The following is a 22592-nucleotide window of genomic DNA, read 5'->3' as shown; positions in this document are numbered from 1 at the left end:
TTAAAACTATGTTGAAGATTCACAATTCGCAAAGCAAGCAGCTTGAAGATTTCACACCACTGACACCGGGACAGGTGAAAATGTATGTGTGCGGTCCGACGGTTTATAACTTCCTGCACGTGGGTAACTTCCGCGGGCCGGTGGTCTTTAACATGGTTCGCAACTGGCTTGAAAATCTGGGTTATAAAGTAACCTACGCTCTGAATTTAACGGACGTTGATGACAAGATCATCAATCGTGCGAACGAGCTGGGTATGACCCCGACTGAATTGTCTGAAAAATACATCGCAGAATACAAAAAAGATTTCGCAATGCTGGGCCTGCGCCCGCATGACATGAATCCAAAAGTGACTGAACACATGGATGACATTCGCTCCATGGTGGAAAATCTGGTCAGTCAGAAGAAGGCTTATGAAGCTCAAGGCGACGTTCTTTATTCCATCGAATCCTTCAAGGACTATGGCAAGCTGAGTGGTCGTAACACCGACGACTTGCTGGCGGGTGCGCGAGTGGAAGTTGATGAAAAGAAACGCAACCCAATGGACTTTGCCCTTTGGAAAGCGGCAAAGCCGGGTGAAGTGTCCTGGCCGTCTCCTTGGGGGCCAGGTCGTCCGGGCTGGCACATTGAGTGCTCGGCGATGATTAAAAATCTTTTCGGCGATCAAATTGACATTCACGGTGGCGGTATGGACTTGATCTTCCCACACCACGAAAACGAAATCGCGCAAAGTGAAGGCTGCACTGGCAAAGCATTCGTAAAATACTGGATGCACAACAACATGCTGAACTTCGGTGGACAGAAGATGTCCAAGTCTTTGGGGAACATCGTGACCATGCGAGAATTCCTTGAGATGTACAACGCCGAGATCTACAAATGGATGATTCTGTCTGCGCACTATCGCACGTTGAGTGACTTTGGTGATGAAGCCGTCGAGCGCGCCGTGGGCGGGTTGTCGCGCGTGTATTCGGCGCTTTCCATGGCGGAAAGTTATCTGACTCCGGAAGTGACTCAGGAAGATGCTGCTTTTGCGAAAATCACGCAGGACGCCTGGAAGAAAGTGGAAGAAGCCATGAATCATGACTTCGGAACACCGGATGCGTTTGCGGCGATGTTTGAAGTGGTTCGCCAGTTCAATGCCCAGGTTCGCCGTGGCATGAAGGCGAACCCAGCGATTCAAGGCAAAGCTTTGGCCTTCCATAACTTCGTTCGCAAAATGGGTTCGATGATGAGTTTGTTCCAGGAACCGGCTCACGCGTTCCTGATCAAGCTTGATGATATGTTGCTGAAGAAAATGAATCTGGAAAGATCCGCTGTCGACACATTGGTGGCAGAACGTGGTGAGGCCCGTGCGGCGAAGGACTTTGCGAAGTCTGATGAATTGCGCGCGAAAATCACCGCATTGGGTATATCTGTCAGCGACACTCCGGAAGGAAGCTTCTGGGAAGTGACGAAATAGTGTCCTTGGTCATCCGCCATCTATATGAAAATCCGGAACTGCTTTCGGAGGTGGGTGACTGGATCTATCAGGCGTTCTGGGCCGATCAGCCCGGTGTGACCGTGGATGATTTGAACGAGCGCCTGAAGGAAGCGGTGAACGGCGAATCAGTGCCCCTGTCTTTGGTGGCGTTCCTTGACGGCAAACCCGTTGGTACCGTGAATCTGATTGAAAGTGATGATGAGGCAAGGCCTCATTTGAAGCCGTGGCTGGCCGCCTTATTTGTGATGCCCGAGTTTCGAAATGCCGGTGTGGGCGCAGAGTTGGTGAAAACGTTGTTGGCGGAAGCTCGCCGTCTTGGAATTAAGAAATTATATTTGGGCACCGAACGCCCGGATTTTTATGCGCGTCTAGGGGCCATCATTCATGAAATGGCCAGCCCCACGTTTGTAATCATGACTTTTGAAATTTAAATTCTGAAAATTAAATCCAGAAACTAAATTCTATTTTTCCAAACTTTGATACGGCCCGCCGCCGCTACGATGGCGGACGATGTCATTCATTTATAATCCAGCGATGATGGAATTTAAATCCGGTTTTGAGATCGGCATTTTACCGCTGTCGCGGGTGTTTTTACTGACGACTCCAAACGGAATGTCACCCCACCAGCGTTCCACCATGGTGCCATCGGCCATGGTCATGCTCATTTTACAGGTGTCATAAGTTCCCGCCGGGGCGCTCAGTTTTTCAAGAGTGCCACCGTTTTTCTCGCAGTCGGCGATCAGGGCTTTGTATTTTGCTGGTGAGTAGAGGTCAGAGATCTCCATCGTTTCACTGGTTTTGTCGGTGCCTACGACCGCTTCTATTTTGATTTTCCAGATGTTCTTTTTTTCGTCGTGGCCGATGACTTCTTTAGTGATTTTCACGGCGTTGGTTTCGCCATTGATGGTGCTCATCGTGCCTGTCCAGGATACTTTGTCGCCGACATTGGGATAGGCCAAGGCGGTCGTGGCAAACAGAGCTGTGAAAGCAGTCAGTAAAGATTTGGTAAACATAAAGCCTCCTTCCATGGAATGCCACTAATATGGCATCCAAAGAAGAAGGCTGAAAGTCCAAGACCGGATCGGGTGCTAAAGTACAGGCTTCACTTTACCGCAATCAGCAGAAATAAACTTACCCTGATAGCGGATTTGAGTGTTGTTACCCTTGCTGGTTTTGCCGTTCATCAGACCTTCGTATTCGTTGCTGGATTTGGCATTCCACTCGAAGTCTCCCTTGGCATCATCTTTTGGGCAGTCAAATGTGCCGGCAAGTTTTTTTGCTGTTTGAGTGGTGATTTTGGTGGTGCAGGCTTTGGTGCCTTCCATCACTTTATTGGGATTTTTAAGCATGTCGGCCGTGTAGCAGATGCGATAGCCATTTTTTGTGACGGGAATCTTGTCCGAACCTGCCAGCATCGCTTCCATCTTTTTTCTTTGTTCCGGTGGCAGTTGTTCCAGGGCTTTGTTCATTTCCGCCATGGGATCAAAGGCTTTTCCATCCAGGGTCATTTGCATTTTTACTTCCCACAGGCCGGGTTTGATATCAAAGGCTGCAAATGATGCAGAAGCTGTGCAAAGTGCGGTGAGCAAAATTAAAAACTTCATGGTTCCTCCGGTTATTGGGGTGTCAGTTTCAGCTCGTATTTTTTATTCTTTTCAATGTCTTCGACCGCCATGTATTGCGGGCGGTATTTTCCGTCCAGGAACAATTGCACCTGATCTTTGTAGAATGGTGACAGGATATGTCCGGAAATGCCAATGGGATTAATACCCCAGCTGGTTTGTGGACGGGCAAAATCTATCACACGACGGGTGGATGGACCGGCCACAACTTTGAAATCACCACCAAGACCGCGCATTTTGTTGTTATTGATTTCATTGTAAGCCCCCGGCATTGGGTAAGGTCCCAGATTGAAGATCTTATCCAGCGGGAAGCTGCGACCCAGTGGATGTTTGTATTCCACGGTGTGCAGTTCGCCCCAGGGGATGTCCTGCACTTTTTCAATCGCAGTCACGAAGGCTTGGGTGATCAGTTCATCCTGATTGCGGTTTTTCCACCAGGGCGAGCTGTCGTCCAAAACGGCGCGCTCGTAAAACGCCCAGGCGTAAGGGGTGGTCAGATAAGTGGCCTTCATTTCTTCAGGAACATCTTTTAGCAGCAGCAATACCAGCTCGTTGTTCCACTGGTGGTAAAGACTGGCTTCCACGGATTGAATGTCTGAACGCAAGTTCCAGTTTTTCAGCGCGTTCAATTCAGTTTCATATTTCAGATTCTGTGCTTCATCCAGTTGCAGATGGTCGTTCAGTTTGTCTAAAAGCTCACGGGTTTTATAGTTGAAGTTGTCTGTTTGAAGGGCACGCACATCATCGGCACTCCACAGGTCTTTTTCGCCCAAAGCTCGCAGCAAAGTTTGGTAACGGTCATCAGACTGCCAGTCGCCGCGGATATTTTCAGAAATCCCCTCGGGGCGGGAATTGGCAGTCACGATAATGCCATTTTCAGGATTCACCTTGTGGGGTTTGTCTTTCCACGCCAGAACACGTTCGTATTCTTCAAGTCCGGAAGCTCCGTCCAGAATCATGTCCGAGTTGGGATTTTTCTTAATGGCAATATCACCAAAGATCCACCATGCGATACTTTCGGCATCCGCATACATGACATTCAGACCTGGTGCTGTTCCATATTGCAGGGCTGTTTCAAAGGCTGTCATGTTCGGCGCTTTGCCCATTTCAAAAAGGGCTTTCATCGGATTGTTTTCCGGGCGGTGGTACGCCCATTTCAATGCCAGATTTTTGCGTTCCAGAGTTTCATCCATGATCGGGCCGTGATTGGTTTCAATCATGTTCAGCACCAGATCATCCGCATCTTTGATTTTGATGGTTTCAGTCCATTCCTGATAAGGAACTTCCTTGCCCATAAAGACGGCGGTCTTTTTATCTTTGTTCAAGGTCTCAGCGTAAAGATCCATGTCGTCAGAAAGCGACATGGTGAAGCCCCAGGCGTGCTGGCGGCTGTGACCTAGGATGGCAAACGGCACCAAGGGCAGATAGTGGCCGTAAAGTTCAAACTCGGGCGTTTGTATATGCGCTTCCACCCAGGTTGCCGGGTGTGAAAACCCGATGTGAGGATCGTTGGCGAAGATACTTTTGCCGGACTGGGAACGGTCCGGTCCAATCAGCCATGCGTTGCTGCCTTCAAAGGAAGCGGTGAAAAGATTTTCGGTCAGCAGCTCGAACGGTGTGAAGCCGCCCTGCAGGCTGGTGATTTTCAGCGGATCTTTCAACGGCACATTGCGAAGGCCCTGGAAAGATTCTGGAGAAAGTTTGCCGGCAAGCTCGGTCATTAAAGGATCGGCTTTCAATGCGATTCCAAAGCTGTAGGCCATGTGGCCGGTCATGATATAAGCATCCAAGGGCGAGAACGGGCGGGGTTTTAGTCCTACCAAGGTCATTTCATAGGGGGCCTTTTGAGTGGTGATGTATTGATTCACTCCCTCAAAGTAAGCTTCCATCTCGTCCCACATGTTTTGATCAAAGCGTCCCTCGGCTTTTTCTTTCGCAAGCATGCGCTCGACAGATCGGCGAAGCATCAGGCTGCGATACAGCTTGTCGCTGGGCAGAGCCAGCTCTCCGAAGACCTCAGAAAGTTCCCCTTGGGTCATGCGGCGGGAAAGTTCCATTTGGAAAAGTCTTTCGCTGGCCATGACAAAGCCCAGTGCTTTCAGGGCGTCTTTTTTACTGGCGGCTTTGATGTGAGGAATGCCGTATTGATCGCGAATCACGGTCACGGGCTCAGTCAGCCCTTTAAGCGGCAGCGAACCTTCCATAGGCGGCAGGGACTGGCGCATAAACAAGTAACCCCCCAAGCAGAAGACAGTAACCAGGATGAAGAATACGAGAAGGCTTCGTTTGAGTGTTTTCATTCCTCAACTGTCGGCGGGGTCTGGTGGGGAGGCAAGAAAACCTTTAATTGCCACCTCGCATATAACGCAGAGTAGGGCCAAAAAAGGGCGGGTACTTTTTTATGATCGTGCTATTCTTGGAGGGATGGCCTCAGCATATAAAAAGAACTTTCAATTGGTGTCCGAGTTTAAACCTTCCGGTGATCAGCCGAAAGCAATTGAGCAGATTGCTGAAAACTTCACCGCAGGGTTGAAGCATCAAACACTGCTGGGGGTGACCGGGTCGGGTAAGACCTTCACGATGGCTCACACTATTGCTAATTTGAATCAGCCCGCGCTGGTGTTGGCTCCGAATAAAACTCTGGCGGCTCAGCTTTATGCTGAATTCAAAGAACTGTTCCCGCATAATGCCGTGGAATACTTTGTCAGCTATTACGACTACTATCAGCCTGAAGCTTATATTCCCTCCACTGACACGTATATCGAAAAGGACTCGGCGATCAACGAACAAATCGATCGCATGCGCCACTCGGCGACGCGTTCGTTGTTTGATCGTCGTGATGTGATCATCGTTAGCTCTGTATCGTGCATTTATGGTTTGGGTTCGCCAGAGGCCTATGAAGGCATGATGATCCAAATCGTGTCCAACACCTCGATGAAGCGCGATCATTTGCTGCGAGAATTGATCCGTATTCAGTATCAGCGTAACAACGTGGACTTCTCGCGCGGAACGGTGCGCGTGCGCGGGGACAATGTCGAGATTTTCCCGCCGTATGAAGAAGAGCGCGCCGTGCGTGTCGAATTCTTTGGCGACTATATCGAGCGCCTTTCGTGGATTGATCCATTGACAGGGCAGATCCTGGAAGAAATTGACCAAATCGGTATTTATCCGGGCAGTCACCACGTCACCAGTGATGACTCTTTAAAACGTGCCATTAAGACCATTCAGGATGAATTGCGTGATCGCCTGGTGCAGCTGAATCAGGAAATGAAACTGCTTGAAGCTCAGCGTTTGGAACAAAGAACCTATTACGACATCGAGATGATGGAACAAATGGGTTTCTGTCAGGGGATCGAAAACTATTCCCGCCACATGACGGGCCGTGGGCCGGGCGAGCCACCTCCGACGCTGCTTGAATACTTCCCCAAAGACTTTGTCACCTTTATCGACGAGTCCCACGTCACCGTGCCTCAAATCGGAGGGATGTATCGTGGGGACCGTGCGCGAAAAATGAATCTGGTTGAACACGGCTTCCGCCTGCCGTCGGCATTGGACAATCGTCCTTTGAACTTCCAGGAATTTGAAACCATGATGGACAAGGTTGTCTATGTCTCAGCGACGCCTGGAACTTATGAACTGCAAAAATCCGAAGGGGTTATTGTCGAGCAGATCATTCGACCGACGGGCCTGATTGATCCGGTCGTGGAAGTTCGCCCGGTGAAACATCAGGTCGATGACCTGCTGAAAGAAATCCGCATCCGCGTAGCCAAGCAAGAACGTGTCTTGATCACAACCCTGACTAAGCGTTCGGCTGAAGATCTGACCGAGTACTATGAAAATCTGGGCATCAAAGTAAAGTATCTGCACAGCGAGATCGACACCATGGAGCGTATGGAAATCCTGCGCGATTTGCGTTTGGGTGTTTTCGACGTTCTGGTGGGGATCAACTTGTTGCGAGAAGGCCTGGATATCCCTGAAGTCAGCCTTGTGGGTATCACCGATGCCGATAAAGAGGGCTTCCTGCGTTCGGAAAGATCATTGGTGCAGACCATCGGTCGTGCGGCCCGTAACTTGAATGGCCGCGTGATTCTTTACGGGGACATTATCACTGAAAGCATGGCAAAAGCCATGAATGAAACCGACCGTCGTCGTCGTATTCAAAGTGAATACAACGAAGCCAATGGCATTACCCCGCAGTCGGTGAAAAAACGCATCCGTGATGGTCTGGGGGAAATGTTTGACGGAACGGTTTCCACACCGTTGGGTGGTGAGAACAAGTCCGCTGCCATTTTAAATAAATTTGCACAGCAGCCTGAAAAGATCCAACAAGAGATCACCAAACTTCGCGCCCGCATGAAAGAGCTTTCTGCGAACCTCGAGTTTGAGGAAGCGGCCAAGATCCGCGACGAAATCAAACGTCTGCAGATTGTGGAGCTGAACGTGCGAAGTGGAGAGATCGAGCAGGAAAGTGCGGAGGTCGTCAAGAATGGCCTCAAGTAAGTTCGAGGAAGTGCGCGACAAGGTAAAAGAGTTTCCGACGCAAAGTGGTGTTTATCTGATGAAAAACACCGCCGATAAGATCATCTATATCGGTAAAGCGAAGAATCTTAGAAGCCGTGTGCGCAGCTACTTTAACGACAGCAAGGATCACAGTCCCAAGACGCGTTTGCTGGTCTCGAACATCTGCGAAGTTGAATACATTCTGACTAAAACCGAGGTCGAGGCGTTTTTGCTGGAAGCCTCGCTGATTAAAAAACACCGCCCTAAATACAATATCCGTCTGCGCGATGATAAGGCCTATCCTTACATTCGCTTTAGCTGGGGTGATCAGGCGCCAAGGCTGTATCTGGCGCGCAAGGTGAAAAAAGACGGGTCCCTTTATTTTGGTCCCTACACCTCAGGTCTGGCCGTGCATGGCACGATCAAGTTTCTAAACAGAACCTTTAAAATCCGCGATTGCACCGATGCAGTCTTTAAATCCCGCACACGTCCATGCATGACCTACCAGATCGGCCGTTGTACAGCGCCTTGTGTGAAGTACATCTCAATGGAAGATTATCGCAACGAGGTCGAAGGGGCGAAGCTGTTCCTGAAAGGCCAGAACAAGAAGGTCATTAAAACCATGACCGAAAAAATGAGAGGCGCCGCTGACGAGGAAAGATTCGAAGTCGCCGCGCGCCTGCGGGACTCCATTGAATCCATTAAAGCCATCTTGCAAAAACAGGCGGTCATCAATGACACCTCGGAAAAAGACCAGGATGCCCTGGGGTACTATGGGGATGAACGTGGCTGTTTGATTGAAACCGTCCACATCCGTGCCGGACGTGTTATAGGAACAAGGCCGCATTATCTGCCGCACTTTGATCCGAATGATGCGGTTGAAGATCCACGCGAATGGCTGGTGGACTTCCTGAATCAGTACTATGAAGACAACTTCATACCGGACGAGGTTTTACTGCCACTGGATATCGGCAGCGACCTGACCAAGCTGATGGAAGAAGTTCTAAAAGAACGCTCGGGCAGCAAGGCTACTGTCAGATTTGCCACTGATGAGCGCGGCCGCAATCTGGTTGAAATGGCCCATGAAAACGCCAAGTCGCATTTCTTGAAATACGTTTCGAAGTCCGAAGAAAAGCTGCGTGGTTTGGAAGAAATCAAAGAACGCTTCAATCTGCCGGAACGTCCGCGCCGTATTGAGTGTTATGATATCTCCACCTTCCAGGGGGCTGAAACCGTGGCCTCGCAGGTGGTGTTTGAGGACGGGGTTCCGGCCAAAGAACATTATCGTCGTTATAAGATTAAAACCGTTCAGGGCATCAATGACTTTGCCTCGATGTACGAGGTTCTAAGTCGTCGCTTCAAGCATACGGAATATGATGATCCACATTTGATCGTGATCGACGGTGGCAAGGGGCAGCTGTCCCAGGCCATGAAGATTCTGGAAGAAATCGGCCGCAAGGACATTCCCGTGGTGGGCTTGGCCAAGGCGCGCACTGAAAGTGACTTCCAGAAACAGGAAGTCGAATCCACGGAAGAGCGCTTCTTCCTGCCGGGGCGGTCCAATCCGGTGATCTTTAAGCACAATGCCGAGGCCTTGTACATTCTTTCGGGCATCCGTGATGAAGCCCATCGTTTTGCCATCACCTACCACCGCAAGTTGCGTGAAGGCACGTCGCTTGAAAGTGAGCTGGATTACGTCGTGGGTTTGGGGGAAAAAAGAAAGAAAGTTCTTTTGACTCAGTTCAACTCTGTTGATGAAATCAAAATGGCTGATGCCGAGGAAATCGCAAAACTGAAGGGCTTTAACCGGGTCCTGGCCGAGCGTATTTTACTGCAACTGAACGAAAGCGAAGAAGAAGAAACTGAGGTTGAAGAGTGAAGAGTCATGCGCTCTTAGTGGGACTGGGGATATTTTTAAGTCGTATCGCGGGTCTTGTCCGTGAAAGGGTCTTTGCCCACTACTTCGGAAATTCTGATGCCGGGGACGCCTTCAAGGCCGCTTTGAAAATTCCCAATTTCCTGCAAAATCTTTTCGGTGAAGGCGTGCTGTCCGCAAGCTTTATCCCGGTCTATGCCCAGTTATTGGCAAAAAAGCACGATGAAGACGCTGCCAAAGTGGCGTCGGTCATTGGCAGTTTGTTGTTCCTGATGACTTCAGGTCTGGTGCTGTTGGGTGTGCTGGCGACACCATTTTTGATTGATGTGATTGCGCCGGGGTTCACCGGTGAAAAGCGGGATCTGACCATTCAAATCGTCCAGATCCTGTTCCCGGGCACGGGTTTCTTGGTAATGTCGGCTTGGTGTCTGGGGATTTTAAATTCCCATCGCAAGTTCTTCCTTTCTTATGTGGCACCGGTGATCTGGAACTTGGCGATTATCGCAGCGCTTGTGATGTGGGGTGGGAAGCAAGGTCAGTTCGATCTGGCCGTCACGGTGGCTTGGGGCCTTGTGGCCGGAAGCTTTCTGCAGTTTGCAGTGCAGTTGCCGTCGGCGTTGCGTTTAGGAAGAAAGATTTCTCCGTCTTTGGATTTGAAACTTACTTCTGTTCGCACGGTGGTGAAGAACTTTGTGCCGGTGGTGTTTTCCCGCGGGGTGGTTCAGGTCAGTGCCTATATCGATAACGTACTGGCAAGTTTGCTGCCAACCGGAGCGGTATCCGCGTTGGCTTATGCGCAGACCTTGTATCTGTTGCCAGTAAGCCTTTTTGGTATGAGTGTCTCGGCCGCCGAGCTGCCGGCGATGTCCCAAGCGACAGGTTCTGACGAAGAGATCCGTCACTATCTGCAAGGGCGCCTGAACAAGGGGCTTGAACAGATCGCGTTCTTTATTATTCCGTCGGTGGCGGGTTTCCTGATTTTGGGGGATCTGATTGTCGGCGCTGTTTTCCAGACTGGTGAATTCACTGCACAGAACACCCATTATGTGTGGATGGTGCTGGTGGGATACACCTTGGGCTTATTGGCCTCCACCCTGGGACGTTTGTATTCCTCGACGTTCTTTTCTTTGAAAGACACCAAGACACCGCTGCAATTTGCAATTGTGCGTGTGATCTTTGCGACCTTGCTGGGCGCGATGCTGGGGTTCTATGTGCCCCAGGCGTTGGGTCTTGATTCTCAGTGGGGAACAGCAGGTCTGACCGCGGCTGCGGGGATGGCGGGTTGGATTGAATTCTATCTTTTGCGCAAGGCCTTGAATAAACGCATCGGTCGCACTGGATTGTCTTTAAGATTCCAGGGTAAAGTGTGGCTGATGGCTTTGATTGGGGCGGGTGCCGGCGCGCTCGTTGCCAAGGGTTTGCTCGATGCTTCAATGCACGTCATTGCGCGTGCGGCAGTGGCACTTTCGGTCTATGGCCTGCTCTACTTCATATTGGGTTATTTCTTGAAAGTAGAGCAAGCACACAGTTTGCTGCAGAAAGTTCTGCGCCGAATTCGTTAATCACCAGCGCACACCCCAGCCGTAGAGTTCAACGACTATACTGCCGTTCGGGAAGGCGAATCTGAGTGCGCCGCTGAAATAGCCTTCATACCAAGGACGGAACTCGACACGGGTCAAACAGCTTTGGCCCGGATACAGATAGTTCGGACATTGGCTCCAGGCCCAGAACGCGGCACCGCTGATGTAAACTCCACGAACATACAAAGGTTCATATCCTGTGTTGCGCAAATAGATATCAGCGTATTGGCTCCAGTTCACGCGCACGCTGCCAAAATTGTAGTAATAGTATTGATGCGACTGCGTCTCTATCGTGGATGGAGTGACGGTGACTTCCAGTGGGGCTGCCTGGGTCGTTAAGGGCAGGTAAAGACTTGCGGCAAGGAAAATACTTAGTAGAAGCTTCATAAGCACCTCCTGACACCTCTATTTTTTCCCAAGAAGAGATTGGTCGCAAAGTTTTTCAGGAGTATGCTGTTCTTGTCATGAACGAATCAGTCTGGTCTCCGATGAGAATTTCAATCTATCGATCCTTCTGGATCTGTGCCTTTTTGTCGAATCTGGGAACCTGGATTCAGGATGTGGCGGCCAGCTGGGTGATGACACATTTATCGACGTCACCGCTGATTATTTCTTTGCTGTCGTTCACGGGCAGTTTGCCTGTGTTGTTCTTCAGTATCCCTTCCGGCTATTTGTCGGATCTGGGGCATCGTCGAAAATTGCTTTTATTTGCGCAAGGTCTGATGTGTTTTGCCGCGGGTCTTTTGGCGTATCTGGTTTGGACAGAACAAGTCACCGAAGTCAGTTTGCTGGGGTTGTCGCTGATCATGGGTGTGGGATTCGCACTTTCCAATCCCGCGTTTCAGTCCGTGCTGACTGATCTTGTTCCCAATGCCATGCAGGCGCAGGCAGTGCTGGTGTATTACATGGGGATCAACATCACGCGAGTACTGGGGCCCACACTGGGTGGTGGTATCTTAAGTGGTTTTGGGCCCAGCAGTGCCTTTGTGGTGAACAGTGTTTCTTACCTGGGATTGATTCTATTTTTCTGGAAGTGGCCAGTGCCGCAAACCGTGGAAACCCAAAAGCAAAAAATCCGCATTCAGGAAAGTGACTGGAAGCCGTTGTTGTCATTGCATAACATGAAACTGTGGGTGGAAATTTTCCTGGTCACTTTCTTTGCGTCTTCGTTGTGGGCGCTTTATCCGACACGCGGGCGTATCGAGCTGCAACTAAGCTCGTTGCAATACGGATCACTTTTGGGATTCCTGGGACTTGGTGCCTGCGTCAGTGCTTTCCTGTCAGGAAAGATCATGCATCCGGATCGCACTCAAAAATCTTTGGCGGGATCTTATGTGATCTATGCGGTGGGGATTTTGCTGTTAGGGCTTGCGCCCGGTTACGCGTTGATGTGTGCGGCGATGTTCTGTGGCGGGGTGGGCTGGCTGGTGCTTTCCACTTTGATGAACATGAGCTCAAGGCAAATCACCGGTGCTTCGCAATTGAAGGCGACAATGCTGGGTGTGTTTTTGGCGGTGTTCTATGCTGGTATGGCGTTGGGTGCGATTTCCTGGGGGGCCGTGGCGCGTGTGGGTTCCACTTCGGTGGCTCTGATCATGGCTTCCGTGGGTTTGGGGCTGATTGGATTTTACAAAGGGCTTAAAGATTTCACTCGCGCTTAGTGCACTCGGTGATTTTCTTCTTTGATCAAAGCACAGCATGGGCAGGATGCTTCTTCTGAAAGCACTGCAAATTCATTCAATTGTTTGTAACTGAATTCCAGGGCCGTGCCGCAGGCTTCACAGTTGTTGATGGCTTTGCGGAAGGCTTCGCGTTTCATGAATTCTTCAGTCGGGATGATATTGAATTTGAATACTTCCATGTGATGCCTCCTGTTTGTGCGTGATATCTTTCTTATCGGTAAAGTTTGTCCCAACTTGAGACAAAAAAGCGGGTTTTGGCCCCCTTTGAACAGTGCATTAACCCCGGTTTTTGGTGTCTCCAAACCAAGGTCCAGATACAATCGGCGCCATGAAAGACTACATCCAGTATCTTCAAGACGTTCTTGGTCTGCAAAATGTCATGCTCGCTCCCGAACAAGCCGGGGTTGAAGCTGCCAAGACGCAGTTTTTCACTGCAAAAGGGCCGTTCACGGTCTCTGAACTTCGCCATTATGAATTGGTGTTTCTAAATATCCTGACTCAAAGCAAAGAAAGTCTGTTCCTGCCGGAAGTGAACGATCTTTATTCCAAGATGAAGGCAGCGATGAAGCTGCGTAATCTGCAGGTGCTTGAGTTGGATTGCACGGTGGAAGACCGGTCACAGCTTCCGTCGGAACTGGCGAAGATCTGTGAAAGCAAAGTTGTGGTTGTCTATAGCTCGTTCCCGAAAGACATCGGCGAGTTGATTTTCAAAGGTCCGGGCAAGTGGCTTGAAACCTACAGCCCGGCTTATCTGCTGGAAGACCCGGCCGCTAAAAAAGTCGTGTGGAATGACCTGCAAAAAGTAATGAAGGAGCTCGGAGTATGAAGTCTTTGATGCTGATCCTGTTTGTGTCTTTGCTGTCGGTGGTTGCCAAAGCGGACTGTACGACGGCGATCACTATCAACGAGGCCATCTCGGCCAGCACTTCTGATTATCTGGAACGCGCTGAAAAACGCGCCGTCGAAGATAAGTGCAGTTCATTGTATCTGCGTATCAACACACCGGGTGGCAGCCTGCAAAGCACGCGTCTGATTGTTGAACGCATTCTGGCGTCACCGGTTCCTTACCTGTGTCTGATTGCTCCTCGCGGGGGGCATGCGGGCAGTGCTGGGGCTATTATTCTGCAAGCTTGCCACGTGAACGGCGGATTGACTGCCACCAATATCGGCGCGGCGACGCCGATTCTGGGCACGGGTGAAAAGACGCCGGAAGATCTGCGCAAAAAACTTATCAACGACACCGTCAGCTGGATGGAAGGCGTGACCAAACTTCGTGGTCGCAGTCTGAAGTTCTCAAAAGAAATCATCACGGAAGCCAAATCGCTTTCCAGTGAAGTGGCCCATGCTGAAGGCGCGTTGGATATTCTGGCAGCTACAGAGCTGGAGTTCCTGCAACAATCTCAAGGCCGCAAAGTTCTTGTCGGTGAAAAGAAAGAGCCTTCCGTTGTGGCAGTTCATGACTTACGCGAATTTGTGCCGGATCTTCGCTATAAGGTTTTAAGTTTTGTGGCAGATCCTGAATTTGCCTATTTGCTATTTATGGGCAGTTTGGCTTTGTTATATGTCGAAGTGACTCATCCGGGATTGATTGCGCCAGGCGTGATCGGTGGGATTGGTCTGGTGCTTTCGATGGTGGCCTTCCACAAGCTGGATGTCACTTGGGGTGGCCTGGCGTTGATTTTGTTGGGCGTGGCTTTCTTAATCGCTGAAATGTTCATTCCAAGTTTCGGGGCGCTGGGCATTGGTGGATTGATTGCCGTGTTTGTGGGAAGTGTGTTTTTGTTTGATGCGCAGACAACGGGGTATTCATTGCCAATGTCTTTGATTGTTTCAGTGGTGGGTGTTTTGGGGATTTTCTTCCTGGGCTTGGGATATCTGGCGGTAAAAACCATCCGCCTGCGCACCCAGGATGCGGATGCACAGATGCAAAGCCGCGACGGCGTGGTGATGACTGTGGAAGGCAACGGACACAGTGGGCAAGTTGAAATTATCGGCGAAATCTGGAAATTCGTTTCTGAAGATCCACTGGTTCCCGGCGATCGTGTGCATATCACGGGCCGCCAGGGTCTGACTTTGAATGTGAAAAAGAACAAATAAGGAGATAGCAGCATGGAATTTATAATTGGTATTATCGTCATCGGCGGTATCATCGGCAGCTCGATGATCAAGATTCTGAACGACTGGGAACGCGGTGTGGTTTTGCGTCTGGGTAAAGCTGTGGGCGTGCGTGGTCCGGGCTTGATTCTGTTGATTCCGTTCGTAGAGCGCATGATCAAGATCGACACTCGTACCATCACAATGGATGTTCAGCCTCAGGACGTTATCACGAAAGACAACGTATCCATGCAGGTGAATGCGGTTGTTTACTTCAAGGTGATTTCTCCGATGGAAGCGATCACAAAAATCGAAGACTATTACTTTGCAACCAGTCAGCTGGCGCAGACCACTTTGCGTTCTGTGATGGGTCAGTACCATCTTGATGACGTGCTGGAGCATCGTGACAAGATCAATGCCGCTTTGCAGGTGATCCTGGATAAGGCGACTGAATCCTGGGGAATCAAAGTGACGATGGTTGAAGTGAAACAAATCGACCTTCCAAAAGAAATGCAAAGAGCCATGGCCCGTGAAGCGGAAGCTGAGCGTGAGCGTCGTGCAAAAGTCATCAGCGCGGAAGGGGAAGTGCAGCGTGCGCAGAAGCTTCAGGAAGCTTCCAACACTCTGGCGGGATCTCCATCAGCCCTGCAATTGGCTTATTTGCAGACTTTGACGGAAATTGCTGGTGATAAATCCAACACGATCCTGTTCCCGTTGCCTCTAGACATGATTAAACCGTTCATGGAGATGACGAAAAAGGAAAACTAGACTTTCATCGCTGGACCACTGTTGGTTTAATAGAGGGGATAAAGCAAGACGCTTTATCCCTATTTTTTTGCTCTACGGATGGAGTAACAACAGTGAAGCTCGTTTTTGCAGCGTTGATCTTCAGCATTGGTTTGGTCAGTTTCACCTCAGAGGCCCGCGCGGATAAAGAAATTGTTCGTGTGCGCTTAAGTTCCGTGGCCGGAAAAATCTCTTTTAACGGGACGGGTTTGCAGTTTCAAAATCTGACCCAGAATTTCCGCCCGGTGGCGATTCCTAATTCCTCTTCTGCCGAAGTGCGAGTGCTTTCAAAAGGCTCAAAAAAAATCTGGGCCCTTCGTATCAATAACAAAGACCCTGAGCATCTTTTTACCGACAAGTACCTGATGATTCAGGGGCACAACCTGCGTGCCGGATCCCAGGCGCTGCCAAGCCGGGTTTTGCTGAACTTAAATTCTGAAAGACAGATTGATGTTATCGGCGTGATGCCGCTGGATGAATATATCACGGGTGTGCTGGCCAGTGAAATGCCCTTGTCCTGGCCGTTGGAAACCCTGAAGGCTCAGGCGGTGGCGGCAAGATCCTATGCGCTGGCGGTGATCAGCGAACGCAAAGACAAAGCCTATCATCTGGAAAGCAGTGTGCTGGATCAGGTTTTTCGTCATGTGGTGGCGGAAGATCGTAAAAGCCCGTTGATTCAAAAAGCTTTGCAGGCGGTAGAGTCCACCCAAGGGATCAAACTTTTGGGGAATAAAGACCGCGTGCTGAAGGCCTTCTATCATTCTGACTGCGGTGGCAAAACCACGACGTCCAAGAATGTCTGGAACTATGGTGTGAACACCGGAGTGGTGGTGGACAGCTCTTGTCCCACGAACCCGCGCGGCCACTGGAAGTTGGCACTGACGAAAATGGATCTGCAAAAGCGTTTGAAGGTTGAAGATTTCAGTGATTTGCGGTTGGAACGAAATCCTGCAGATCAAAGAATCAAGTCTGTGCGTGTGGCTTTCAATGGGCTGCCGGATAAGGTGATTTCAGCCAATGACTTCCGTCAGGCTTTGGGTTTTCAGGATCTGCGCAGTGCTTTGTTTGATATGAAGCAAAACGGGGATCAATTCCTGTTTGAGGGCCGTGGTTTTGGTCATGGCGTGGGATTGTGTCAGTGGGGAAGTCGTGCTTTGGGGCAGAAGGGGTATTCCTTCCGGCAGATCTTAAAACACTATTATCCATTGGCGGGCTTGAGTGGTGCAACGCTCGTTGCACAAGAGGCCGTTCAGAAATAAAAAGGGCTTAGAAGCCCATGAATACGCGGGCTGCGAACATGAATACTGCGCCCAGGATCAATGCGTTTGTTGCTGTAACAGTCATCTATAATTCCTTGTTTAAATTGATACATCCCATTTCGGTAAGATGAGGGAAAATCTTAAATATTTCTTTTTTCGTCGAAGTTTTAGGCGGCTCAGGATGTGACAGTGGTGCCCCTTTTGCGCACCATCCTCAAGGATTAGACGATTACTGGGGTTTGTACCACCCTGAGATTAGCTGCAAAACCCCCGTTAGATCATAGAGTTATGCCGTTTTGGCAAGGTTGGCACAAGCATCGCAATAGAGTCTTGGTGAGAGGTCCATCAATCAACCGGACCTTTTAAGTGAGGCTGATATGAAAACATTCAACTCTAAACTGATCTTCCTGCTGGCGGCGTTCTCTTTGATGGGCGTTGGTTGCGGTAAGAGCAATCAGTTCCAGACTGGATCCAACACCAACACGAATACAGTTGTTGATGGCGGAGTTGATGGAAGCGTACCGACTTCACCAGATGGTTCTGGTTCATCTTCTTCCGGATCCACTTCTGGCAGCAACACGGTTGATTTCGTACCGACATCATTTACTGAGTTCAGTAACTATGTGGCTTCTCACCCGCTGAACAATCCATCCAACTATAAGTTGACGGTGGATTTGCAAAAGCTTGAGAGCGGCCGTTATGCCGGTTCTGTGAAGATTTCTTATGTAGACACAGGTTATCAGTATCAAGGTGTGTTTGAATCCGGTTCTGGCACCAATCAGAAATTGAGCGGTCTGCAGGACAACAACATGCTGGAGTACAACTACAACTACTGGTTCAAATATGGCAGCAAGACAGTGTTCAGCGCTTACTTCCAGGATGCTCAGGGTGCCATTGTACTGATCGTGGATAACGTAGTGAACCAAGGTGACGGTCAAGGCGGCGGATATGTAACAGGTTCTGTATACTACAAGAACTTCGCACAGTCCTACGTACAACAGTCTCCATACAGAAAATGCTGGTACATCCGCTCGGGTCCATACAACTGCCGCGCTTCTGCAGTAATTGACAAGACCAGCCTGTACCCAGCAGACGGATTCAAAAAGCTTGGAACATTCTCCGGCTTGGCAAAATCCGCAGCGTTTAAGTAATCGGGCACGGCCCGGCAGAGCTGGAACGCCGGCAGGCGTGAAAGCTGAAGCAGTTTAGAATTTTAATATAATTTTTATTAATAAGGTAATTAACCAGGAGAGAAAAAATGGAAGGACTTAACAACAAAACTTTAAGTTTTCCAGCAAAGATGTTCACACGAGCTTTTGCAGCGCTGGGTATGGTTCTGGCTTTAGCAGCTTGCGGTAAAGGCGGTGGCGGCGGTACAAACACCAATGTGGGTTTGAACTGTCTGAATCAGGCTTGTGGCAATATCACCGCACCGGTGATTCTGACGACTTTCCAGTCTCAGTCATCCACCAGCAATCCTGAGATCATGTTGCAGAATATGCAGATCATCGTGTCTGCGAACCTGATTCAGCAAAATGCCTCTGGGAACAACTACAATAACTACCAGGGTCCGATTGCGATCCAAGGTCAGATGGTTGTAACCAGACAGATGATGGATGTGGATACGGTCACTGGGGCTCAGTTGACTCCATGTGTTTTGCCAGCAGGAACTTACAATCTGCAGACTTTGACGACAGGAACTATGGGCTTGGCAGGCGGCGATGTGAATGTGCCGGCAATGCTGAGCAATGTGGGTAATATCGAAGTGAAAATCGAAAACGGTCAGTTGTTCACTTCTGGAACCCGCCTGTTCGCAAAAGTTTCTGTGACTCGAGTGAATGGTTACGTTTGCTCTGGCAGATTCTTCGGTTCCTTCTACTAATCTTCACCAAATCCAAATAAATGAATCACCAAGCCCCGGGGAAACCTGGGGTTTTTTCTTGCGTATAGATGAAAGTCTGGGTCTAATGTGGGTATGGAACTACCTCTTTGGATCGACTTCTTTGATGAACTGCAAAATGTACGAGGACGCTCCCAGAATACGGTGATGGCATATCGCCGCGATTTGGAACTCTATCTTGAGTACCGTAAAACCGGTAAAACGGTGCCGGGCTTTTATGAGTTTATGAAGAAAAACAATCTCTCCACACGCTCTCAGGCCCGTGTGATTTCTTCTTTGCGCACTTACTTTAAATTCTGTGAAACTCGCGGGATGAAATGCCCGGAGCTGCGTGAGCTGCGTCCACCAAAAGTGAAGGTGGGCCTGCCAAAGGTTCTGACTCCACAAGAGTTCCAGCAACTTTTTGATGCAGCGGAAGTTCCGGATGCGGTGAAAACCGCGCGCAATCAGCTGACGCTGTTGTTCCTTTATGGTTTGGGCTGCCGTGTTTCAGAGCTGATCGGTTTGAACGTGGTGGACTTCAATCAGACGGACCGTTGGATCAAGGTTTTGGGTAAGGGCAATAAAGAACGCCTGGTGCCGTTGACTGAAAAGCTGGCAGAAAATCTGACGGCTTACCTGAAAGAACATCGTCCGACCCTGATGAAAGAAAACAGCCCGTCGATTCTGATCAATGACCGTGGTCATCGTCCGTCCCGCGTGGACGTGTGGAGATGGCTGGCGGCGTGGTCGGCTCGCGCTGGTTTTGCTGAACCGGTGAATCCGCACAGATTCCGTCATGGTTGTGCGACGGCTTTGCTGGAAAGCGGAGCGGATCTTCGTTCCATTCAGATGCTGCTGGGGCATGCTAGCATCCAGACGACGCAGATTTACACGAACGTTACCACCAACACGATGACCAAAACCATCGAAGAACACCATCCGCTTTCGCAGATGGTTGATGCGGATAAATAGTCCGGCTTTCGAAAAGGCTCCTCTCTGAGGGGCCTTTTTTGTTTGTTCTATCGCGGGCCTGAACTTGCTTTTGGGCCCAGGCATGAAAATCCAATCACTTATTCGCAATAACGACCGTCTGGTGCCTGTAGAGGTGGAGCTGAGCTTCGTCCCGGGGTTGCCGCAAATTCAATTCTTAGGCTTGCCGGATCAGGCGATCAAAGAAAGCATCCACCGGATCAAAAGTGCGATTCGCAATCAAGGGTATGAATTCCCGAAAGCGCAGCAGATTCTGGTCAACTTGCGCCCCTCGCATTTAAAGAAAACTTCGCGAGGCTTGGAGCTTGCGGTGGCCTTGGGCATCTTGTGGGAAACCGAACAAGTGCCAAAGCCTTTGGATGGGGAAGCTTTGGTGTATGGTGAACTTTCTTTGGGCGGAGAAGTGTTTGAACCCGGGGATCTGCATGAAGACTTTGATCCCGAAGTTCCCTTGACCGTATGGACCGGGGACGGTGATGGACGTTCTTCGCCATTTGCACGTTCGTGTTTGCGGGAATTAAAATCCGTCACGGCACCTGAGATCGTGGCCCATGCTCCGCGCGAATATCCGATTGAACGTCCGTCGTTTGGCCTTGATCTGGAGTTTCCTGATCGCCAGGCAAAGCTTTTAAAACTTGCTGCCATTGGCGAGCATTCCGTGTTGCTGGCGGGCCCTGCGGGGTCCGGTAAAAGCACGATCGCCAAAGCACTGCACGCGTTGCTGGCGGCGCCCACTCAGAAAGAGATGCATGAAATTCGTCAGAATAATAAAGGGGGCGCAGAGGCTCCACTATCCTGGCGTCCCATGGTGCATCCTCACCATTCAACTTCGCCGTTGGGACTGATCGGTGGGGGAGTGCCACCGTTCAAAGGCGACATCACCCGGGCGCACAAGGGGATGATGGTTTTGGATGAATTGTTGGAGTTTAACCCCCGCGCGCAAGAGGCCCTGCGGGAACCCATGGAGGACTTCCGCATCCGCATTCGCCGCGGCCGTTACGTCGAAGAACATCCAGCCGACACGCTGGTGGTGGCGACCACGAACCTTTGTCCTTGCGGGGATTGGGTGCCTCAGGCCAAAGTCATCTGTGGGCGTTCGATTAAGAAGTGCCATTCCTATATGGAGCGCTTGTCGGGGCCTTTGGTCGACCGGTTCCAGATCACCTTCTTTACCCGCAAGCGGGAAGAGGGTGGGACCGTCACCGGGATCAGTCTTTTAAAAGAGCTGGAAGAGGTTCGGGCCTTTAGAGCGTCTATGGCTGGAAAAGATCCTCGGTTTTTAAGGGTCGCCGCCCGCTGGAGCTGGGAGGAGCTGACCCAGGATCTGCCCGGGTTTTACATGCGGGAGCTGTTCCCTAAAGAGCTGTCTTCTAGGCGCCGGGAGCTTGCGACGCTCCGGGTCGCAAGAAGTTTGGCGGACCTGATGAAGGCTGAAAAGCTGCATCCGCTTCATGTTGAGGAAGCCTTGAAAATCACCCATCTTCCGTTTGAAGCTTTAAAACGACTTGGGGGATAAATATTGACTTAAACGGGGGGAAGGATTAGTTTGGTTCTTCCTTCGCATAAGAAAATGCACATGGTGATGTGGCCGAGGGGTTAGGCTCAGCTCTGCAAAAGCTGCTACAGCGGTTCAAATCCGCTCGTCACCTCCAACTTTAAACCCGCTTAACAGCGGGTTTTTGCGTTTTAAGGAGCTACTTTTGGGAAACAAGCTTTGAGTACCCATCTGCATTCTCAATGGAAAAACTATAGGTTGTAATAGTGTTTCTGGCTTCCTCAATGACAAAGTAAGCTTTCCCTCCAGTTTTTAGTATGTTGTGCATCTTCAGTGCTGAGGGGCCGTTAAGAACGAGACGATCAGAGTAGTTAGTTGCGTTCATTTGGTATTTTTTGCCGTTCTTATCTTTGGCGGAAATTCGATAGTGGTCCTCTCCATATGACTTTACCGGATTTTTACCAGCATACTCGTAAAGTTGAATAGAAATTTTTTTAGGGCTATCGATTATTAAGCTAACTTTAAGATCAGAATTGGTAGTAGCGCTATTGGAGAATGTTCCAAATAGATATTTTCTGTTTGTGATGTAGTTGTCCTTGGTTTTCTCTCCAAACTCGTCAACATAGGTCCCCATAATCCACATACTCTCTTGAATTGATTCGCTGTCTTGGGTTGGGCTCGCTGCAACAGTGGAAGTTTGTGGTGGTTCAACGTTTCTTTTTTTATCGGACATCGCGCCAAGAGTAATCAGAACCATCCAGAGGAAAGAGAAAAATCTTGCCTTAAAAGAGTAGCCGCTGCGTAGAGTGAACCACGTGAATATAATTGGGAAGAAAAGAATTCCTAGTTTCAGTCGGAGACTGACACCACGAAATCCACTTTTCATGTCATGTTGATTGAAAACCTCGCCGCAGAATCTACATTTCTTTGCTTCTGATTGAACGGATTCAGCACATGCAGGACATTTCTTGGTTAACTCTTCGTTTGGGTTCATCGTGGATGGTTCTCCTTAAAATCAAACACTATTTTATCGGAATAAACTTGTAATAGTTGATGGTTGGAGTTCTGGAAAAAAGAGAATGAGTTGATGAGTGGATTGTTTCCATACTGGATGCTTTTTTTGAGGCCAAAATGGAGGTGGGTTGTTAAAGGTTCTTGATGAAACATAAGAATGTTTATCTAATGTTATGGTTTACCGATACAATATCTTAGGGAACATTTGGCATTCTTAAAAAAAGATTTGTTTGAAGTGGATTGAGTATTATGTCTAGTGTTCCTGACCCCGATTTGATTTGGACACCCAGCCCAGGGGGTCTTTATGGAAGTAACGTCTAACAGACGGAAATTA

The 22592-nt window shown here is 49.7% G+C and carries 20 protein-coding genes and 1 tRNA gene; 15 read left to right on the top strand and 6 right to left on the bottom strand.

Going from position 1 to position 22592, the window contains the following annotated elements:
- Positions 1–8 precede the first annotated feature (8 nt).
- Positions 9–1457: a cysteine--tRNA ligase gene (gene cysS / locus AC04MQ_RS16780; protein ID WP_475392645.1), complete on the top strand. Its 1449-nt coding sequence runs from the start codon at positions 9–11 to the stop codon at positions 1455–1457.
- Positions 1457–1909: a GNAT family N-acetyltransferase gene (locus tag AC04MQ_RS16775; protein WP_475392644.1), complete on the top strand. Its 453-nt coding sequence runs from the start codon at positions 1457–1459 to the stop codon at positions 1907–1909. Before cysS ends, AC04MQ_RS16775 begins: the two co-directional genes overlap by 1 nt.
- Positions 1910–1999: 90 nt before the next feature.
- On the opposite strand, the gene AC04MQ_RS16770 is transcribed toward AC04MQ_RS16775, so the two are convergent.
- The 3 genes from AC04MQ_RS16770 to AC04MQ_RS16760 form a co-directional block, all read right to left on the bottom strand.
- Positions 2000–2491: a hypothetical protein gene (locus AC04MQ_RS16770; protein ID WP_475392643.1), complete on the bottom strand. Its 492-nt coding sequence runs from the start codon at positions 2489–2491 to the stop codon at positions 2000–2002.
- A 75-nt stretch (positions 2492–2566) separates the two neighbouring features.
- Entirely contained in the window at positions 2567–3082 is a 516-nt protein-coding gene (locus tag AC04MQ_RS16765; RefSeq protein ID WP_015091389.1) for a DUF3617 domain-containing protein, read from the bottom strand.
- An 11-nt stretch (positions 3083–3093) separates the two neighbouring features.
- A complete protein-coding gene (locus tag AC04MQ_RS16760; RefSeq protein WP_475392642.1) occupies positions 3094–5400 on the bottom strand; it encodes a penicillin acylase family protein in 2307 nt (768 codons plus the stop codon).
- 124 nt (positions 5401–5524) lie between these two features.
- Here AC04MQ_RS16760 and uvrB point away from each other — a divergent pair, with 124 nt between their 5' ends.
- From uvrB to murJ, 3 genes are read left to right on the top strand one after another with little or no spacing between them, the layout of a single operon-like run.
- A complete protein-coding gene (gene uvrB, locus AC04MQ_RS16755) occupies positions 5525–7600 on the top strand; it encodes an excinuclease ABC subunit UvrB (RefSeq protein ID WP_475392641.1) in 2076 nt (691 codons plus the stop codon).
- Entirely contained in the window at positions 7587–9479 is a 1893-nt protein-coding gene (uvrC, locus tag AC04MQ_RS16750; RefSeq protein ID WP_015091386.1) for an excinuclease ABC subunit UvrC, read from the top strand. The genes uvrB and uvrC overlap by 14 nt, the downstream gene beginning before the upstream one ends.
- Positions 9476–11038 (top strand): murein biosynthesis integral membrane protein MurJ, encoded by a 1563-nt coding sequence (gene murJ / locus AC04MQ_RS16745; RefSeq protein WP_041577730.1) that lies wholly within the window; start codon positions 9476–9478, stop codon positions 11036–11038. Before uvrC ends, murJ begins: the two co-directional genes overlap by 4 nt.
- Here murJ and AC04MQ_RS16740 read toward each other — a convergent pair whose 3' ends face one another.
- A complete protein-coding gene (locus AC04MQ_RS16740) occupies positions 11039–11443 on the bottom strand; it encodes an Ig-like domain-containing protein (RefSeq protein WP_475392640.1) in 405 nt (134 codons plus the stop codon).
- A 77-nt stretch (positions 11444–11520) separates the two neighbouring features.
- Here AC04MQ_RS16740 and AC04MQ_RS16735 point away from each other — a divergent pair, with 77 nt between their 5' ends.
- Positions 11521–12717, top strand: a complete 1197-nt coding sequence (locus AC04MQ_RS16735; RefSeq protein ID WP_475392639.1) for an MFS transporter — start codon at positions 11521–11523, stop codon at positions 12715–12717.
- Here AC04MQ_RS16735 and AC04MQ_RS16730 read toward each other — a convergent pair.
- On the bottom strand, positions 12714–12917 hold the full coding sequence (locus AC04MQ_RS16730) for a hypothetical protein (RefSeq protein ID WP_011164733.1): 204 nt from the start codon (positions 12915–12917) through the stop codon (positions 12714–12716). The two genes, AC04MQ_RS16735 and AC04MQ_RS16730, sit on opposite strands and share 4 nt — an antisense overlap.
- A 149-nt stretch (positions 12918–13066) precedes the next feature.
- Between AC04MQ_RS16730 and AC04MQ_RS16725 the strand changes: the two genes are divergently transcribed.
- From AC04MQ_RS16725 to AC04MQ_RS16685, 9 genes are all read left to right on the top strand, one after another.
- The gene (locus AC04MQ_RS16725) at positions 13067–13564 is read left to right on the top strand and encodes a hypothetical protein (protein ID WP_038449588.1); all 498 of its coding nucleotides are present in this window, start codon (positions 13067–13069) and stop codon (positions 13562–13564) included.
- On the top strand, positions 13561–14835 hold the full coding sequence (locus tag AC04MQ_RS16720; protein ID WP_475392638.1) for an NfeD family protein: 1275 nt from the start codon (positions 13561–13563) through the stop codon (positions 14833–14835). Before AC04MQ_RS16725 ends, AC04MQ_RS16720 begins: the two co-directional genes overlap by 4 nt.
- 12 nt (positions 14836–14847) lie before the next feature.
- Entirely contained in the window at positions 14848–15600 is a 753-nt protein-coding gene (locus tag AC04MQ_RS16715) for a slipin family protein (RefSeq protein WP_015091380.1), read from the top strand.
- A gap of 92 nt (positions 15601–15692) precedes the next feature.
- Complete coding sequence (locus AC04MQ_RS16710; protein WP_015091379.1) at positions 15693–16877, top strand: SpoIID/LytB domain-containing protein; 1185 nt, start codon at positions 15693–15695, stop codon at positions 16875–16877.
- A gap of 377 nt (positions 16878–17254) precedes the next feature.
- Positions 17255–18028 (top strand): hypothetical protein, encoded by a 774-nt coding sequence (locus AC04MQ_RS16705; protein ID WP_015091378.1) that lies wholly within the window; start codon positions 17255–17257, stop codon positions 18026–18028.
- Between the two features lie 107 nt (positions 18029–18135).
- Positions 18136–18759, top strand: coding sequence for a hypothetical protein (locus tag AC04MQ_RS16700; protein WP_015091377.1), 624 nt, complete (start codon positions 18136–18138; stop codon positions 18757–18759).
- A 93-nt stretch (positions 18760–18852) separates the two neighbouring features.
- Positions 18853–19731, top strand: a complete 879-nt coding sequence (locus tag AC04MQ_RS16695; RefSeq protein WP_475392637.1) for a site-specific tyrosine recombinase — start codon at positions 18853–18855, stop codon at positions 19729–19731.
- A gap of 82 nt (positions 19732–19813) precedes the next feature.
- On the top strand, positions 19814–21265 hold the full coding sequence (locus tag AC04MQ_RS16690; protein WP_475392636.1) for an ATP-binding protein: 1452 nt from the start codon (positions 19814–19816) through the stop codon (positions 21263–21265).
- 62 nt (positions 21266–21327) lie between these two features.
- Positions 21328–21401: transfer RNA gene (locus AC04MQ_RS16685), tRNA-Cys, on the top strand.
- 42 nt (positions 21402–21443) lie between these two features.
- Here the strand turns inward: AC04MQ_RS16685 and AC04MQ_RS16680 are convergent.
- Positions 21444–22238, bottom strand: coding sequence for a hypothetical protein (locus tag AC04MQ_RS16680; protein ID WP_475392635.1), 795 nt, complete (start codon positions 22236–22238; stop codon positions 21444–21446).
- Between the last annotated feature and the right edge of the window lie 354 nt (positions 22239–22592).

The organism is Bdellovibrio sp. MYbb2 (assembly GCF_056175685.1).
Note: the sequence above shows the minus strand (reverse complement) of the source record. Positions and strands in the feature narration are given on the sequence as shown.

What these genes read in the sequence shown, in the direction of transcription:
- AC04MQ_RS16740 (WP_475392640.1), bottom strand. Translation starts at nt 11,443, where the DNA reads ATGAAGCTTCTACTAAGTATTTTCCTTGCCGCAAGTCTTTACCTGCCC.
- AC04MQ_RS16680 (WP_475392635.1), bottom strand. Translation starts at nt 22,238, where the DNA reads ATGAACCCAAACGAAGAGTTAACCAAGAAATGTCCTGCATGTGCTGAA.
- AC04MQ_RS16690 (WP_475392636.1), top strand. Translation starts at nt 19,814, where the DNA reads ATGAAAATCCAATCACTTATTCGCAATAACGACCGTCTGGTGCCTGTA.
- AC04MQ_RS16770 (WP_475392643.1), bottom strand. Translation starts at nt 2,491, where the DNA reads ATGTTTACCAAATCTTTACTGACTGCTTTCACAGCTCTGTTTGCCACG.
- AC04MQ_RS16735 (WP_475392639.1), top strand. Translation starts at nt 11,521, where the DNA reads ATGAACGAATCAGTCTGGTCTCCGATGAGAATTTCAATCTATCGATCC.
- AC04MQ_RS16765 (WP_015091389.1), bottom strand. Translation starts at nt 3,082, where the DNA reads ATGAAGTTTTTAATTTTGCTCACCGCACTTTGCACAGCTTCTGCATCA.
- AC04MQ_RS16725 (WP_038449588.1), top strand. Translation starts at nt 13,067, where the DNA reads ATGAAAGACTACATCCAGTATCTTCAAGACGTTCTTGGTCTGCAAAAT.
- AC04MQ_RS16730 (WP_011164733.1), bottom strand. Translation starts at nt 12,917, where the DNA reads ATGGAAGTATTCAAATTCAATATCATCCCGACTGAAGAATTCATGAAA.
- AC04MQ_RS16715 (WP_015091380.1), top strand. Translation starts at nt 14,848, where the DNA reads ATGGAATTTATAATTGGTATTATCGTCATCGGCGGTATCATCGGCAGC.
- AC04MQ_RS16720 (WP_475392638.1), top strand. Translation starts at nt 13,561, where the DNA reads ATGAAGTCTTTGATGCTGATCCTGTTTGTGTCTTTGCTGTCGGTGGTT.
- AC04MQ_RS16695 (WP_475392637.1), top strand. Translation starts at nt 18,853, where the DNA reads ATGGAACTACCTCTTTGGATCGACTTCTTTGATGAACTGCAAAATGTA.
- AC04MQ_RS16700 (WP_015091377.1), top strand. Translation starts at nt 18,136, where the DNA reads ATGGAAGGACTTAACAACAAAACTTTAAGTTTTCCAGCAAAGATGTTC.
- uvrC (WP_015091386.1), top strand. Translation starts at nt 7,587, where the DNA reads ATGGCCTCAAGTAAGTTCGAGGAAGTGCGCGACAAGGTAAAAGAGTTT.
- AC04MQ_RS16760 (WP_475392642.1), bottom strand. Translation starts at nt 5,400, where the DNA reads ATGAAAACACTCAAACGAAGCCTTCTCGTATTCTTCATCCTGGTTACT.
- AC04MQ_RS16705 (WP_015091378.1), top strand. Translation starts at nt 17,255, where the DNA reads ATGAAAACATTCAACTCTAAACTGATCTTCCTGCTGGCGGCGTTCTCT.
- uvrB (WP_475392641.1), top strand. Translation starts at nt 5,525, where the DNA reads ATGGCCTCAGCATATAAAAAGAACTTTCAATTGGTGTCCGAGTTTAAA.
- cysS (WP_475392645.1), top strand. Translation starts at nt 9, where the DNA reads ATGTTGAAGATTCACAATTCGCAAAGCAAGCAGCTTGAAGATTTCACA.